At 73.1% G+C, this 14,285-nt stretch carries 15 protein-coding genes; 8 read left to right on the top strand and 7 right to left on the bottom strand.

Features of this window, described 5'->3' with window-relative positions:
• The first annotated feature begins 123 nt into the window (after nucleotides 1-123).
• The 4 genes from AE652_RS19620 (at nucleotide 124) to AE652_RS19600 (ending at nucleotide 3,086) form a co-directional block, all read left to right on the top strand.
• Nucleotides 124-594, top strand: coding sequence for an SRPBCC family protein (locus AE652_RS19620; protein WP_049653301.1), 471 nt, complete (start codon nucleotides 124-126; stop codon nucleotides 592-594).
• A gap of 34 nt (nucleotides 595-628) precedes the next feature.
• Nucleotides 629-1,537, top strand: a complete 909-nt coding sequence (locus AE652_RS19615) for an alpha/beta fold hydrolase (protein WP_234348447.1) — start codon at nucleotides 629-631, stop codon at nucleotides 1,535-1,537.
• A gap of 5 nt (nucleotides 1,538-1,542) precedes the next feature.
• Nucleotides 1,543-2,208 (top strand): 4'-phosphopantetheinyl transferase, encoded by a 666-nt coding sequence (locus AE652_RS19610; RefSeq protein WP_053112136.1) that lies wholly within the window; start codon nucleotides 1,543-1,545, stop codon nucleotides 2,206-2,208.
• 188 nt (nucleotides 2,209-2,396) lie between these two features.
• Nucleotides 2,397-3,086: a hypothetical protein gene (locus tag AE652_RS19600; RefSeq protein ID WP_159028494.1), complete on the top strand. Its 690-nt coding sequence runs from the start codon at nucleotides 2,397-2,399 to the stop codon at nucleotides 3,084-3,086.
• Between the two features lie 121 nt (nucleotides 3,087-3,207).
• Here the strand turns inward: AE652_RS19600 and AE652_RS19595 are convergent, their stop codons facing one another.
• The 4 genes from AE652_RS19595 to AE652_RS19580 form a co-directional block, all read right to left on the bottom strand.
• On the bottom strand, nucleotides 3,208-3,780 hold the full coding sequence (locus AE652_RS19595; RefSeq protein WP_049653296.1) for a hypothetical protein: 573 nt from the start codon (nucleotides 3,778-3,780) through the stop codon (nucleotides 3,208-3,210).
• Nucleotides 3,781-3,937: 157 nt separating this feature from the next.
• On the bottom strand, nucleotides 3,938-5,095 hold the full coding sequence (locus AE652_RS19590; protein WP_049653294.1) for a GDSL-type esterase/lipase family protein: 1,158 nt from the start codon (nucleotides 5,093-5,095) through the stop codon (nucleotides 3,938-3,940).
• 91 nt (nucleotides 5,096-5,186) lie between these two features.
• Nucleotides 5,187-5,765 carry a TetR/AcrR family transcriptional regulator gene (locus AE652_RS19585; protein WP_049653293.1) on the bottom strand — a complete coding sequence of 193 codons (579 nt, stop codon included), beginning with the start codon at nucleotides 5,763-5,765 and terminating at the stop codon, nucleotides 5,187-5,189.
• Nucleotides 5,766-5,858: 93 nt separating this feature from the next.
• Nucleotides 5,859-6,866, bottom strand: coding sequence for an AraC family transcriptional regulator (locus AE652_RS19580; protein WP_049653291.1), 1,008 nt, complete (start codon nucleotides 6,864-6,866; stop codon nucleotides 5,859-5,861).
• 219 nt (nucleotides 6,867-7,085) lie between these two features.
• On the opposite strand from AE652_RS19580, the gene AE652_RS19575 reads away from it, so the two are divergent.
• Nucleotides 7,086-7,553 (top strand): DUF1772 domain-containing protein, encoded by a 468-nt coding sequence (locus tag AE652_RS19575; protein WP_310593231.1) that lies wholly within the window; start codon nucleotides 7,086-7,088, stop codon nucleotides 7,551-7,553.
• A 147-nt stretch (nucleotides 7,554-7,700) separates the two neighbouring features.
• Here the strand turns inward: AE652_RS19575 and AE652_RS19570 are convergent, their stop codons facing one another.
• The 3 genes from AE652_RS19570 to AE652_RS45145 all read right to left on the bottom strand — a co-directional run bounded on the left by AE652_RS19570 (nucleotide 7,701) and on the right by AE652_RS45145 (nucleotide 10,221).
• Nucleotides 7,701-8,396 carry a polysaccharide deacetylase family protein gene (locus tag AE652_RS19570; RefSeq protein WP_049653289.1) on the bottom strand — a complete coding sequence of 232 codons (696 nt, stop codon included), beginning with the start codon at nucleotides 8,394-8,396 and terminating at the stop codon, nucleotides 7,701-7,703.
• Between the two features lie 206 nt (nucleotides 8,397-8,602).
• A complete protein-coding gene (locus AE652_RS19565) occupies nucleotides 8,603-9,205 on the bottom strand; it encodes a DUF1772 domain-containing protein (protein WP_049653286.1) in 603 nt (200 codons plus the stop codon).
• A 179-nt stretch (nucleotides 9,206-9,384) separates the two neighbouring features.
• On the bottom strand, nucleotides 9,385-10,221 hold the full coding sequence (locus AE652_RS45145; RefSeq protein ID WP_199823113.1) for an NmrA family transcriptional regulator: 837 nt from the start codon (nucleotides 10,219-10,221) through the stop codon (nucleotides 9,385-9,387).
• A 770-nt stretch (nucleotides 10,222-10,991) separates the two neighbouring features.
• Here AE652_RS45145 and AE652_RS19555 point away from each other — a divergent pair.
• The 3 genes from AE652_RS19555 to AE652_RS19545 all read left to right on the top strand — a co-directional run.
• Nucleotides 10,992-12,173, top strand: a complete 1,182-nt coding sequence (locus AE652_RS19555) for a Rieske 2Fe-2S domain-containing protein (protein ID WP_063780199.1) — start codon at nucleotides 10,992-10,994, stop codon at nucleotides 12,171-12,173.
• 526 nt (nucleotides 12,174-12,699) lie between these two features.
• On the top strand, nucleotides 12,700-13,518 hold the full coding sequence (locus AE652_RS19550) for an AfsR/SARP family transcriptional regulator (RefSeq protein WP_049653285.1): 819 nt from the start codon (nucleotides 12,700-12,702) through the stop codon (nucleotides 13,516-13,518).
• Nucleotides 13,519-13,584: 66 nt separating this feature from the next.
• The coding region (locus tag AE652_RS19545) for an SDR family NAD(P)-dependent oxidoreductase (RefSeq protein ID WP_049653282.1) at nucleotides 13,585-14,285 on the top strand (701 nt) is incomplete at its 3' end.

Here is a 14,285-nt window from a genome sequence, read left to right as displayed (position 1 = left end):
ACCCTCACCCCCGGCCAAAACATCTTCCCCTAACACACAAAAAACACCCGGAATCCGCGTCCGGAGAAATAGGAAATCCCCCGTCGCACGCCCCCGTTCGCCGACCGAAAGGCCGAATTCCCCATGCACGCCATTCACCACACCGACCGGGCCATCCTGGACCACCCCACCCACGCCGTCTGGGAGGCCATCGTCGACGAACTCAACGGCAGGACCACCTGGTGGCACCCCCACAACACCCACCAGCCCGGTCCCACCGGCCCCCAGCAGGAGGGCGGCACCACCACGACCACCGTCCACACGGGTGGCGTCGGGAAGCCCGGTCCCAAGCTCCGGTTCACCTCCACGACCACCCACGCGACGCCCGCCGCCCGGCTGACCCAGAGCCACACCGGCCACTTCCACGGCACGACGACGTACCAGCTCACGCCCCACAACGACGGCGCGCAGACCCTGCTCACCGTCACCTTCGCCACCACCCCGCACGGCCTCGCCAAGTTCCTCCACAAGCTGACCAACCTCACCGCCAAGCACACCACCGCCACCCAGCGCGCCCTGAGCAACCTCCGCCACCACCTCGACAACCAGAAGTAAGAACCGTCACCGGAAGAGGAAGAGGAGGCCCGCCGTGACCATCACCGAGATCCGCACGCTGCCCGCCCGGCACGCCGTCACCACCACCGACCACACCGCGACCACCGACGACCACGCGCGGCTCGCCATCACCGTCCACCAGCCGGGCGAGCCCGACCCGAGCCGGCCGTTGGTGGTGCTCGTCCACGGCTGGGCCGCGTCCCGGACCGTGTGGCACGCCACCGCGAGCCAGTTGGCGGCGGCCGGGCACACGGTGGCCACGTACGACCAGCGCGGTCACGCCTCGTCGACGGCCGGACGGGAGCCGATCGGCATCGAGCGGCTGGCGCGGGACCTGGACACCGTGGTCGGGACACTCACCACACCGGAGCGGCCGGTCGTGGTGGTGGGGCACTCCGGTGGCGGGTACGCGGCGCTGGCCTGGGCGGCGGGGCTGTCCGCGACCGGGCCGTCCGCCGCGAAGGGCGGGGCAAGTGTCAAGCGGCTGGCGGGACTTGTGCTGGTGTCGACGGCTTCGCACGGGCAGAACACGCCGGCGAACGAGGTCAAGATGATGGGGTCGAAGCTGTTCAGCCGGGCCCTGGGGACGCCATGGCTGGGCCGTCGGCTGCTCGGTGGGACGCACGGGCCGAGTGCCACCCTGGCGGCGCGGGAGGCCAACCGCCGGTTGTTCGCCGCCACGGTGCCGAAGGTCCGGGCCGCCTGTTTCGCGTCGACCCAGGAGATGGACCAGCGCGCGGGCCTGGCCGGGATCACCGCGCCGACGGCGGTCATCACCGGGACCGAGGACAAGATCGTGAAGCCCAGCTTCAGCCAGGAGCTCGCCTCGGCGCTGCCGCACGCCGAGCTGCACCGGATTCCCGGCACCGGCCACATGGTGCCGTTGGAGGCCCCGCAGCACGTCGCGCACCACGTCCACCTGCTGGTCACGGCTGGCCGCTGACGACCGTGACCACCACCGCCCCCGCCGGCGTCCTGGCCGCGCTGCTCCCGCCCCACGTCCACTGTGCCGAGTCCTTCGGTGACCCGTCCGAGGAGCGACTGCTGCCGTTGGAGGCGGCGTACATCCAGGACCGTTCGCCGCGCCGCCGACGGCAGTTCGCCACCGCCCGGGCACTCGCCCGCCAGGCGCTGGGCGCTCTCGGGCACCCGCCGGTGCCGCTGCTGCCGGGGCCCGGCGGGGCGCCCCGGTGGCCGGTGGGTGTCACGGGCAGCATCACCCACACGGACGGGTACACGGCCTGCGCGGTCGCCGGTACCGGGCGGCTCACCTCGCTCGGGATCGATGCCGAGCCCGCCCGGCCGCTTCCCCGGGGCGTGCTGCAGCTGGTCAGCAGCGCGTCCGAACGCGGCGGCCTGGCGGAGCTGCCTGAGGGCCAAGCCCCGTGGGACACCGTCCTGTTCAGCGCCAAGGAGGCCGCCTACAAGGCCGTCCATCCGCTGACCGGCACCTGGGCTCCACTCGCGGCCATCGCCGTCACCGTGCACGCCGACGGCACCTTCACCGCCCGGCACCCGCACCTCCCGGCCGTCCGCACCGGCTCCTGGGGCGTGCACCGCGGCACGGTCGTCACCGCGCTCGCCCTCCCGGCGTCCCGGGCGGCCGCCGCGTGAGACGCCCGCCGCCTGTGGACCACGCCCGCCCCGCTCCTCGTTCGACGCCGGTACGGCTGGTGCCGAACGAGGGGCGGGGCTACGGGGTTTCGCCCTGATCGGTGTGGCGCGCGGCCGGTTCGCCTGCGGCGGGCGCGGCGGGGCTCTAGCGTGGCGTCGACGTTGTCGGCGGACGGAAGGGCGCTGAGGTGGATTTCCCGAGCAGGAAGGCCCTGGACGGGTTGACGGAGGCCGAGCACGGCGCGCTGGCGGCGATGCACGGCACCGTCAGCGGCCTGCACGCGGAGTGGCGCTCGGCGCTCGCCGTGGAGATGCGGTTGAGGTACGCGGCCGACGCCGCCGAGGGCCGCCGCGACGACGGGGACGACGGGGTGGCGCCGCGGCTCGACTACGAGGTCGCGCGGGAACTGAACGGCGCGGCCTTCGAGTTCTCGCAGGCGGTGGAGGTGCTGCTGTGGCGTACGGCCAGCGCGTACGCGGTGCTGGGCATCACCGTGCTGGACCGGCTGGTCGCCGGCAACCCGCCGCTGTCCGAGGGCGTGGTGGGGCAGCTGTGCGAGGAGCCGCTGCTCGGCGCGTTCGAAGCCGCGGTCGCCATCCCGGTCGAGCAGTTGCTCGTGGCCCGCGACGGCGCCGAGCAGGCGCATGCCCGCAAGGGGCGGCGGAGGATGGCCGCACTCGTGGAGCAGGCGTACGGGTGCCTGGAGGACGAGGCGCTGCCGGCCGCCGCAGGACGGGTCGCCGCGGCTCGGAGCCGTCTGTCGGTGGCGGCCCCGGATGGGTTCGACGCGCCGTGGCTGGGCTACCTGGAGCCGCTGGTCGGACTCGCACGGCAGGGGCCGTACGAGATCAGCGCGTTCCTGAGGCGCCGGGCCTGAGGCGCCAGGCCTGAGGCGCCGGACCCGACCCGGCCGGGCCGCCCCGGCGGCGGCACGTGATGCGGCCTCCGGGGGGCCGGCTGCCGGGTGGACGGCCGGACCGACGTGGTCGGGCAGCCGGTCAGGCCGCCGTGGTCGGGGCGCCGGGGCGGTCGTCCTGTCGCGCGACGGCCACCGACCACTGCGGGAACTGCTCCGCGGGTATCGCGGAGGAGGCGGCGGAGGCGGCGGAGTCGGGGCGGAGCGACGCGGCGGGGAGGAACACGACGCGACAGCGCCGGCACAGCCAGGTCGCCCGCCACACCTGGTGGAGCTGCTGCCACTGCTCGTAGGTCCGCGGCCACTGGTCCGCCGCGTCGCTCCGCCGGCTCCGGTGGGCGAAGTGGACGGCGAGTCCGATGCCCAGCAGGACCGCGGCGAAGAGGAACGCGCCGTAGTGGTAGCCGAGCTGGTACGCGGCGTCGTCGACGTCGGCGGCCTTGTCGCCGGAGCCCAGTGTGGTCAGTCCCAGCAGGCCCATGAGGCCGGCCAGGACGAAGAGGGCGATCGCGGCCCCGCTCGTGCCCCGGGGCTCGGACGGCATCGTCAGCAGCTCCCGCGTCGGCGGGTCGAGCGGCCGGTCGGAGTCCAGGAGGGCGAGGCGCACGGTGACGGTTTCGTCTGCTGCGGCGCAGGTCGGACAGGTGGTGCTCATCGAGAGGTGGCTCCGGAAGTGGTGCACGGTGTACGTGGTGTACGGAGGAGCACGTAGTACAGCACAGGGAACTGACTGCTCGTGCGACCGGCCCCGGAGCCGGGAGGCCGCTCCCGGCGGGAGGCGGCCGCGGCGGGTCCCGACGGGTCACGGCTCATCACGGCGCCAGGGCGCCTCCGGGGGCGAGGGCGAGGTCGGCGAAGCGCTCCGCGATGAGCCGGTGGGCCTCCGGGGAGGGGTGGAGGCCGTCGGGGAGCGGGTGGGCCTCGTGGTCGGGCTCGCCGTAGAGGGCCAGGCCGTCCAGGTGGTGGAGGTGGTGGTCGCCGTCGGCCCGGCGGTCGGCGACGATGCGGGCCAGTTCGGCGCGGATGACGGTGAGGGTGAGCCGGCCGGCGGCGACGTCGGCGGGGTCTCCGGTGGCTCGGAAGCGCAGGGTGCCGCTGCTGAAGTCGGGGGCGAGCGGGCCCGGCACGGTTTCGTGGAGCGGGCAGAGCAGCGGGGAGACGAGCAGCAGTGGCGTGCTCGGGTGGCCGTCCCGGACGGTGTCCAGGAAGCCGTGGACGGCCGGGGTGAAGGCGCGCAGCCGCATCAGGTCGCTGTTCACCAGGTTGATGCCGAGCTTGAGGCTGATCAGGTCCGCGGGGGTGTCGCGGATGGTGCGCGCGGTGAAGGGGTCGAGCAGGGCGCCGCCGCCGAAGCCGAGGTTGGTCAGGTCCAGGCCCGCGCGGTTGGCGACCAGGGCGGGCCACGTGCCGGTGGGGTGCGCGGCGTTGGAGCCGTGGCTGATCGAACTGCCGTGGTGCAGCCAGCGCTTGCGGGTGCCGGCCGGGACCGGCTCGACCGGGGCGTCGGTGTCGAGGGCGATCAGTTCGGTGGTCTCGGTGTGCGGGAGCCAGATCTCGACGGTCTTGTCCCGCTCCGGCAGGCCGGTGAACCGGGCGCTGCCGGACGGTCCTTCGGTCAGTTCGAAGCGGCCGGTGGCGAGGTCGACGGTGCGCAGGTTGCCGCCGGGGACGCCGGCTTGCGCGGTGAGCCGGCCGTCCACCAGCAGGTCGTAGACGCCGTCCGGGACGTTCGGGACGCCCGGGTAGGCGCGCTTGGTGGGGACGGCGTGCAGCGTGATCGTGGTGGCGCGGGTGCGGAAGGCCAGCCGGACGCCGGAGGGCTGGGACTCGGCCATCGCGAGCTGCTCGTCCGGGATCCGTCGGCGGGCGGCGGCGGGCAGGCGGTGCGGCAGCAGGCCGCGGCGGGTGTGTTCGACGTCGAGGTGGCCGTGGAGGAGGTCCTCGGTGACGGGGGTGGTGATCGTGGTCATGATGCTTCTTCGGTTCGTCGGTTCGTCGGGTCGCCTGGTCGTCAGACCGGGCTCATGGGCGGATGGCCGGACTGGTCGTACGGGAGGCCGGTCAGCCGGTCGTACGGACTCCGCCCGAGCGCAGCAGCGCGTCGAGGGAGTCGATGATCCAGTCCCAGGACTGCCGCGCGTCGACGGCGGTGTGGCTGAAGCCGCCGGCCGCCTCCAGGCTGATGTAGCCGTGGAAGACGCTGCCGAGCATCCGCACCGCGTGGGTCTGCTCCGGCTCGCCCAGGTCGTAGCCGCGCAGGAGCGCCCTGGACATCTGGGCGTGCCGGACGCCCGCGCTGGCGGCGGCCGTCTCGGCGTCCAGGCGCAGGCGGGTGGCATCGTAGCGGCCGGGGTGGCGGGCCGCGTAGTCGCGGTAGGCGTCCGCGAAGGCGGCGAGCGCGTCGCGGCCCGCCCGGCCGGCGAGGGCGTCGGCGACGAGGTCGGCGAGTTCCTCCAGGGCGTACAGGGCGATCCGGGTCTTGAGGTCCTGGGAGCTCTTGAGGTGGGAGTAGAGGCTGGCCGTCCGGACGCCGAAGCGGCGGGCGACCGCGGCGACGGTCACCTGGTCGAAGCCGACCTCGTCGGCGAGTTCGGCGCCCGCGACGACCAGGCGTTCGACGGTCAGCCCTGCCCGTGCCATGTGCGTTCTCCCGTACGGTCGCGTCGGTGGCCTACGGACAGTATGGGATTGCCTAAATGGTTTAGGCAAATGGAAACGACCCGCTCAGCCCGCTCAGCCCGCCAGGATCACCGTCTCCGCCGGCCCCGAGAAGCCCGCCGCCTGCGGCTGGCTGCCCGTGGCGGCCAGCCGGCGGTGCTCCTGCGGACTGACGCCGCGCACCCGCTTGAAGGCCGCCGAGAGCGCGAAGGCGTTGCTGTAGCCGACCTTGCGGGCGGCGAAGGCGACGGTGCACTCGGGCTCGCGCAGCAGGTCGGCGGCGACCGCCAGGCGCCAGCCCGCCAGGTACGCCATCGGGGGCTCGCCGACCAGGGCGGTGAAGCGGCGGGCCAGGCCGGCCCGGGAGACGCCGACCCGCTGGGCCAGTTCGGCGACCGTCCACGCGGTGGCCGGGTCGTCGTGCATCAGCCGCAGCACCGGGCCGACCACCTGGTCGTGCTGGGCGCGGTACCAGGCGGGGGCACCGGAGTCGGGGGCGGCCAGCCAGGAGCGCAGCACGGAGACCACCAGCAGGTCCAGGATGCGGTCCAGGACGAGCTCCTGGCCGGGCTCGTTGCGCCCTATCTCGGCGGCCAGCAGGTGCACCAGGGTGTCGTCGGCGCCGGTGCCGGCCGGGCGGACCAGCAGTGCGGGCAGGCAGCCCAGCAGCCGCTGGCCGATCTCGTGCTCGGCCTGGTAGGTGCCGGACAGCACCACCGAGGAGGCCCGGTCGCCCTCCCGCCCCTGGCCCCAGGTCCGGACGCCGAGCGACATCACCTCGGAGACGTCCACCCCGCCCTTGGTGCAGACCTGGCCCGGGCCGACGATCACGTCCACCGGGGTGTCCGGATCGTCCGCCACCGTGTACGGCTCCGGGCCGCGCACGATCGCCACGTCCCCGGGGTGCAGCAGCAGCGGGGTGCCGCGCTCGGGCAGGATCCAGGCGTCGCCGCGGACCATCGTCACGACCGAGAGCGGGGCCCGGTCCTCGATCCGCAGCGACCACGGCGGGGTGAGGATGGAGCGCAGCAGGAACGCGCCACGGGCCTTGGGGCCGTCGAGGAGTCCCGTCAGAGTGTCCATGCCGCCAAGTGTAGACGTCGGCACATCATTTGACGCTTCGTCATTTGAGAGACTCTTGAGTGATCGAGGTGGCCCGCACCGCCCCGATGCCGGATGATCTGCCCACGGGGTATGGACCGAGACACGGCGAACGCGATACGGCGGTACGGCAGTACAGCGGTACCGACAGCGAGAAGTGAGGGGCTCACGACGATGGAAACGGCACGCACACTCGTCCTGGTGGCGGCCACTGTCACCTGTGGACTGACCGCGGGACTGTTCTACGGATTCTCCTGCTCGGTCATGCCCGCGCTCGCGCGGGCCGAGGACCGGACCTTCATCGAGGTCATGCAGCGCATCAACAAGGCGATCCTGAACGGCTGGTTCGTCCTCGGCTTCGTCGGCGCCCTGCTCGCCACCGCGGCCGCGGTCGCCCTGCACCTGCCCTCGGACGGGCACGACGTCCTGCCCGCGACCATCGCCGCCCTCGTGCTGTACATCGCGATGATCGGGGTGACCCGCTCGGTCAACATCCCGCTGAACGACGAGCTCGAGGCCGCCGGGTCGCCCCAGCGGATCGCCGACCCGGCCGCGGTGCGCAGCCGCTTCGAGGCGCGCTGGGTGCGCTTCAACGTGCTGCGCACGCTGCTGTCGACCGGCGCGCTGGCCTGCCTCGCGTGGGCGCTGATCCTCAACGGGCAGAGCTGACCGGCCCGCACCCGCTACGGGCGGAGCCGACCGGGCCGAGCCCCTTCGACGGCCGGCCCGGACCCGCTCAGCAGCCGGGCCGAGCCCGTTCGACGGGCGGCCCCAGCGCGCCGCCCGTCCCCCGCCACCCTCTGCCGCCGGCCCGACTCAGCCGCAGAGGGTGGCGAAGCCGTACCCGCGCGCCTTGAGCGTGGAGATGATCGTCGGCAGCGCGGCCACCGTCTGACTGCGGTCGCCGCCGCCGTCGTGCATCAGGACCACCGATCCGGGACGGACGTTGTCCAGCACCCGTGACCGGATCGCGGCCGTGCCGGGGCGGGACCAGTCCGCCGGGTCCACCGACCAGAGCACGACCTGCTTGCCGAGCGCGGCGGCCTTCGAGCGCACCGTGCTGTTCACCGCGCCGTACGGCGGGCGCAGGCAGCTCGGGGTGCGGCCGGTCCGCGCACGGATCGCCCGGTCGGTGTCGGCCACCTGCGCGTCGAGTGCGGCGGCGGAGAGCTTGCGCAGGTCCGGGTGCGACCAGGAGTGGTTCTGCACGCTGTGGCCCTGCTTGGCGACCTGCGCGGTCACCGAGGGGTGGGCGGCGACGTTCTGCCCGATCTCGAAGAAGGTCGCGCGCACCCCGTACCGGGCGAGCGTCGCCAGGACCTTGGGCGTGTAGGCGGGGCTGGGGCCGTCGTCGAAGGTCAGGTAGACCACCTTGCCGCCGTTGGCGCCGGCCGCCTCCGCCCCGGTGGCGGGCAGGGCGACCGCCGCTCCCGCCGCCAGGGCGACGACGAGCGCGCCGATCGCGGTCCGGATCCTGCCGACTGCCGTTCGCCTGCCGGGTCGTACGGTCATGTCTGCCCCCTGCGGTCGGAACTCCCGTGCACCGGCCGCCAGTCTGCTCCCGAGGGGCCGTCCGCCGCGACCCTCCGTCGATCGCGAGCGAACGGAACCGGCCAGTGGGAGCACCGGGTGCCGAGCACCGCCGGGCACCGCGGGTATCGGACATGCCGAGGCCCCCGGCGGGGTTCCGCCGGGGGCGCGGTGCGGGGGTTCGGCGTTCAGCGCCCCGCGCGGCCGTGCAGCACCAGGGAGCGGGTCAGCGCGAACAGTCCGCCGGCGCAGAGCGCGGTGCGGAGCATGTTGACCGGGACCCAGGTGTCCGCGAACTTGGCCCGTACGGCGGCCAGGTCGTGGATCTGCGCCGGGTCGCCGGCCGCCGCCAGCTCGTTGTTGAGCGGGATGTTGACGCCCATGGTGACGATCAGCGCCACCACGTACAGCGCCGTCGCGGCCGCCGCCCAGAGCGCGGCCTGGCGCCGGCCGGCCTTGTGCTGGAGCCAGGCGGCGATGCCGGTGGCGAGGAACGCGCCGACGAAGACCAGGCCGAACAGCCCGTTCCCGTCGATCGCCTTGTTGATCTGCTGCATCGCCGCCACGTAGGTGTGGTCGTCGCCCGCCGCGAGGCCCGGCATCACCGAGACGTCGAAGGCGAAGAACAGGCCCGCCATCAGGCCCATCGCGACGGTGGCGCCCACCAGGAGCGGCCCGGCGGCCTTGCTCCGGGTGGCGGGCACGGCCGGGGCCGTACCGCCCGGCGCGAGGCCGGTGAAGGACTGTGCGGCGGTGTAGGAAGCAGGGGTCGCGGTCTGATTCGAGCGCATCGGATTTCCTTCGGTCTCCCCGGTCCCCGCCCGACGCGGGGACCCTCCCGGTGTCCGGGCCGCCGGCCTCCTCACCGCTCCCGGCCAGGGCCGGGTGTTCGGTCAGGCGGTCGGCGCCGCCCGGCACCGACGATCAAGTGGACTGCCGTACGGACGGCAGGTGTTGCCCTTCTGGCTGGTCACGCGTTCCACACGCCCGAGGCGGCGGCCTCGCGGGCGTAGTCGGCGAAGTCCCGCGGCTCGCGGCCCAACGCCCGCCGCACCCCGTCGCCCAGCGACGCGTTGCGGCCGTCCAGGATCACCGAGAACAGCTCCGCGAAGTCCGCCGGCAGCCCCGCCGCCTCCAGCACCCCCCGGTACGACTCCTCCGACACCGCCTCGAACCGCACCTCACGCCCCGTCGCCGCCGACAGCTCCACCGCCACGTCCGAGAACGTCAGCAGCCGCGGCCCCGTCAGCTCGTACACCTCCCCCGCGTGCCCCGCCTCCGTCAACGCCGCCACCGCCACGTCCGCGATGTCCTCCGCGTCCACGAACGGCTCCACCGCACCACCCACCGGCAACGCCAACTCCCCCGCCAGCACCGGCTCCAGGAAGAACGACTCACTGAAGTTCTGGTTGAACCACGCGCACCGCACCACCGTCCACGCGGCCCCCGACTCCATCACCGCCTTCTCCCCCGCCTCCGCGGCCTCCTCACCACGACCCGACAGCAGCACCAACCGCCCCACCCCGCGCTCCGCCGCCAACCGCGAGAACGCCCCCACCGCCTCCACCGCACCCGGGAACGCCAGATCCGGGTAGTACGTCAGATACGCCGCACTCACACCCTCCAACGCCCCCTCCCACGTCCCCTCGTCGTGCCAGTCGAACGGCACCGCACCCGAACGCGACCCCACCCGCACCCCGTACCCCAGCGCCGTCAGCCGGTCCGCCACCCGGCGACCCGTCTTCCCCGTCCCACCGACCACCAGCACGACACCGGACTCGACCGCGAGATCCACCACACCAGCCATCACACACACCCTCATTCCAAGACTCGGAGGAATCACCGACGACCGGTCCTTCGGAGGCGCCGGTTGCGCCCGATCGGTTCGTCGTCGTGGCACCAATTCAAATCCCCCCTGGCCCGGCGATCCATAGCCGCCGCTCTCAGTTCCATGCGCGAGCGTCTACGCCACCGGTACGTCACCGACCAGCGGCGCTCCGCCCACCCACGGCCGTCGAGCCGTCCGCGGCCAGGGCTCCCCTGCCACCCACCACAACACACCCCACCCCCGGCAGAAAGCCCTTTCCAGCACCTCTCGACCCCTCCTCGACCGCGTGGGGCAATCACCGCGCGGTGCGTCCGCAAAGGGCCGAGGGGAAATCGGGGGGAACCGCGTCGGTCGGCCGGATCCGCATTCCCGTCACGCCGGGACCGCGGAATCCGTCGCCGTCGCCGATCGCCCAACGGTACGGGCCCGTATGAATATCGTCCGGGCCGGGCGGCCCTGTTCCGCCCCGGGTGCGGCCCGCCGCCCCGCCGGCCCCCCTTCGGCCCCGCTCGGACGTCGAGGCCGCGCCGACCTGCCCGAATACCCCCGTTGCCCCGGGGCCGGGCGAGTGGCTGGGACCTGTCGAATCCTTGAACCGGTCTACCTGACGGATCATCAGACTTGTTGTGAGTTAGGGAGATTGTCCGTGCACGGGCTCCCGTTCCATGGCTAGCATCGGAAATCCATTCTGTTCGAGCGCTAATCGCCTGGGAGGGGCGGCGCCGGACAGACCGACAGGAGACTTCTTCATGCGCGTGTCCAAGCACGTCCACCCCGTCAGCAGCCGCCCGACCGCGGCCGATGTCGCCCTGCCACCGGCACTGCCCTACCCCGACGGCTGGTCCGCACTCGCCTTCTCCGCCGAGCTCAGGCCCGGCACCGTCCTCACCCGCCAACTCGCGGGCGAGGACGTCGTGCTGTACCGGCTGCGCAACGGCCGCCTCCGCGCGATCCGCCCGTACTGCCCGCACCTCGGCGCCCACCTCGGCCTGGCCGCGGTCGAGGGCGACCACCTGGTCTGCCCCTTCCACCGCTTCGCCTTCGACGCCGAGGGCCGCTGCGTGCGCACCGGGTACGGCACCCAGCCGCCCAAGGCGGCACTGACGCCGCTGCCGGTGCGCGAGGTGAACGAGGCCGTCTTCGTCTGGCGCCACCACGACAGCCGGGAGCCGGACTGGGAGATCCCCGCCTGGCACCGGATCGACGACGGGCGGCAGCCCCTGCGGTACACCTCCTTCGAGATGCCCGGCTACGCCCAGGACGTCATGGAGAACTCCTTCGACCTGGGCCACTTCGTCACCCTGCACGGTTGGCCGCAGGGCGAGTTGGTGAAGCCCGTGGAGTTCGACGGCACCACCTTCCACATCTCGATGCTGGTCCGGGAGACCTTCCCGCTGCTCGGCCTGCGCGAGGTCCAGGTCGAGGTGGACGGGTACGGCCTCACCGCCCTGCACACCGACGTGCACACGCCCTCGCTGGGCCTGGAGATCTGCTCGCTGGTCATGGCCACCCAGGTCGCTCCCGGCCGGATGCAGCTGCGGCAGGCGAGCCGCTTCGTCATGTCGGAGCCGTCCGGACTGCCCCCGGTCGTCGCCCGGACGGTCAGCCGGGCGGTCACCAGGCTGCTGGCGGGCCCGATGTTCAAGCGCAACCTGGAGTTCACCGCGGCCGACTTCCCGATCTGGTCCACCAAGCGGTACATGTCGCCGCCGAAGCTCGCCCCGGGCGACGGGCCGATCGGCGCGATGCGGCACTGGGCCCGGCAGTTCTACCCGCCGGACCGCCAGGCGCACCTGCCGGGGCCGGCCGCGCTCACCGACCGGGACGGGCCCGGCGCGGACGGGAGCAGCACGCCCGACGGTGACACCGCCCCGAACCGCACCCCGGCGGAGGCCCCCGGCACCGCCCCCAGCGGAGCCGCCCGGAGCTGAGCCGGCCCCGGCCACCCGCCGCCCCTCTCCGCCCAGCTCCGTCGTCCTGACCTGGAAACGGGCGTGCCGGCTCCGAAGAGCGAGAACCTTCCTCGGCGCCTGGCAGGGCACCCTGGGCAGCCAACAGACCTTCGTCAAGCCGGACTTCGCGATCACCATCGCCCAGGGCCGGACCAACGACCCGGTCGCGCAGATCCACAACAACGAGGCAGGAAGAAGCACCCCTGTTCCGCGCGCTGCGGGCGGCCCCCACTCCCCGGGGGCCGCCCCGCCGCTTCCGGCTGCCCGGAAGCCCCCACCAGAGCGCCCGGAACCCCGCTCGACGGGCACTTGAGGAATCCGGCCGCCCCTCCGTGGCGCCGCTAGGGTGCGACGCATCCACCCCACCATCCCCCTGATTCGAACACACTTCCGCACCAGCAGCGCACAGTTCACCGGACCCACGGGTCCACGGGTCCACAGCCCCACGAATCCACGGGCTCACGATCCTCCGAGCCCCACTCACCCGCACGAGAGGAGAACCGCCATGCACCTCAGGGTCCTCGGCCCCCTCACCGCCGACCTCAACGGCATCTCCGTCGTCCCCACCGCCGCCAAGCAGCGCCAGATCCTCGCCCTCCTCGCGCTCTACCCGAACCGGATCCTGCCCACGGCCACCCTGATCGAGGAGATCTGGGGCGACGACCCGCCAAGACAGGCGCTCACCACGATGCAGACGTACATCCTGCAGCTGCGCCGCCGGATCACCCAGGCCCTCGGGCCGACCCCGCACGCCACCGCCAAGGACATCCTCACCACCCGGCACGGCGGCTACCAGCTCACCACCCACCCGGACAACCTGGACGTCCACACCTACAACCTGCTGACCACCCAGGGCCAGCACGCCTTCAACCACGGCCAGGACCACCAGGCCGCCACCCAGTTCCGCCAGGCCCTCGCGCTCTGGCACGGCCCGGCCCTGGTCGACGTCCGGCCCGGGCCGATCCTCACCATCGAGATCATGCGCCTGGAGGAGAGCCGGCTGATCACCCTGGAACGCCGCATCGACACCGACCTGCGGCTCGGCCGGCACAACGAGCTGATCCCCGAGCTCACCCACCTGACCCACCAGCACCCGCACCACGAGGGCCTGCACGCCCAGGCCATGGTCGCGCTCTACCGGGCCGGCCGGCAGACCAGCGCCCTGACCACCTACCACCACCTGCGGCACCGGCTGACCACCGAGCTCGGCATCCAGCCCTCGCCGCACCTCCAGCACCTCCAGCACGCGATCCTCACCCTGGACCCCACCCTCAACACGCCCACCACGGCCCACCCGACCACCTACAACCTGTACTCGGCCTGAGCCCCGTCCGGACGGCCGTCCCCGCCGACCTCTCCCAGCTCCCAGCCCTCACCCACAGGACGCGTCATGACCACCGCACCCGAGAAACCCCTCGCCCTGATCACCGGCGGTACCCGCGGCATCGGCCTCGCCATCGCCCGCGAACTCGGCAGCCGCGGCCACCGTGTCTTCATCTGCGCCCGCACCGCCCGGGACATCGACCAGGCCCTCGCCACCCTGCGCGACGAGGGCCACCAAGCCGACGGCCTCACCTGCGACGTCCGCGACCCCGTCCAGGTCGGCGAACTGATCCGGCACGCGGTGGCCGAGTACGGCCCGATCACCGTCCTGGTCAACAACGCCGGACGCACCGGCGGCGGGCCGACCGCGACCACCACCGACGACCTCTGGTACGACGTCATCGACACCAACCTCAACGCGGTCTTCCTGGTCACCCGGGAGACCCTCCGGCACGGCCACATCACCAGCACCGCCCACCCGCGGATCATCAACATCGCGTCCACCGCCGGGAAGCAGGCCGTCACCCTGGGCGCCCCGTACACCGCGAGCAAGCACGCCGTGATCGGCTTCACCCGGGCGCTGGCCAAGGAGCTGGCGCCGACCGGCACCACCGTCAACGCCATCTGCCCGGGGTACGTCCAGACCCCGCACACCACCAGGATCCACCACGAGTACGCGACCGCCTACAACACCACCCCCGAGACCATCCACCAGCACTTCCAGCAACACATCCCGCTGGTCCGCCGCACCGACGGGGTGGCCCGCCC

It is taken from the genome of Kitasatospora sp. MY 5-36 (assembly GCF_001182915.1).
Classification (GTDB): domain Bacteria; phylum Actinomycetota; class Actinomycetes; order Streptomycetales; family Streptomycetaceae; genus Kitasatospora.
The sequence above is the reverse complement of the archived record's forward strand: the minus strand, read 5'-3'. Positions and strand labels throughout refer to the sequence as shown.

Bases quoted from the DNA above. Each gene is read 5' to 3' on its own strand.
- AE652_RS19570 (WP_049653289.1), bottom strand. From the start codon at position 8,396: ATGACCGTACGACCCGGCAGGCGAACGGCAGTCGGCAGGATCCGGACC.
- AE652_RS19595 (WP_049653296.1), bottom strand. From the start codon at position 3,780: ATGAGCACCACCTGTCCGACCTGCGCCGCAGCAGACGAAACCGTCACC.
- AE652_RS19585 (WP_049653293.1), bottom strand. From the start codon at position 5,765: ATGGCACGGGCAGGGCTGACCGTCGAACGCCTGGTCGTCGCGGGCGCC.
- AE652_RS19620 (WP_049653301.1), top strand. From the start codon at position 124: ATGCACGCCATTCACCACACCGACCGGGCCATCCTGGACCACCCCACC.
- AE652_RS19555 (WP_063780199.1), top strand. From the start codon at position 10,992: ATGCGCGTGTCCAAGCACGTCCACCCCGTCAGCAGCCGCCCGACCGCG.
- AE652_RS45145 (WP_199823113.1), bottom strand. From the start codon at position 10,221: ATGGCTGGTGTGGTGGATCTCGCGGTCGAGTCCGGTGTCGTGCTGGTG.
- AE652_RS19580 (WP_049653291.1), bottom strand. From the start codon at position 6,866: ATGGACACTCTGACGGGACTCCTCGACGGCCCCAAGGCCCGTGGCGCG.
- AE652_RS19550 (WP_049653285.1), top strand. From the start codon at position 12,700: ATGCACCTCAGGGTCCTCGGCCCCCTCACCGCCGACCTCAACGGCATC.
- AE652_RS19565 (WP_049653286.1), bottom strand. From the start codon at position 9,205: ATGCGCTCGAATCAGACCGCGACCCCTGCTTCCTACACCGCCGCACAG.
- AE652_RS19590 (WP_049653294.1), bottom strand. From the start codon at position 5,095: ATGACCACGATCACCACCCCCGTCACCGAGGACCTCCTCCACGGCCAC.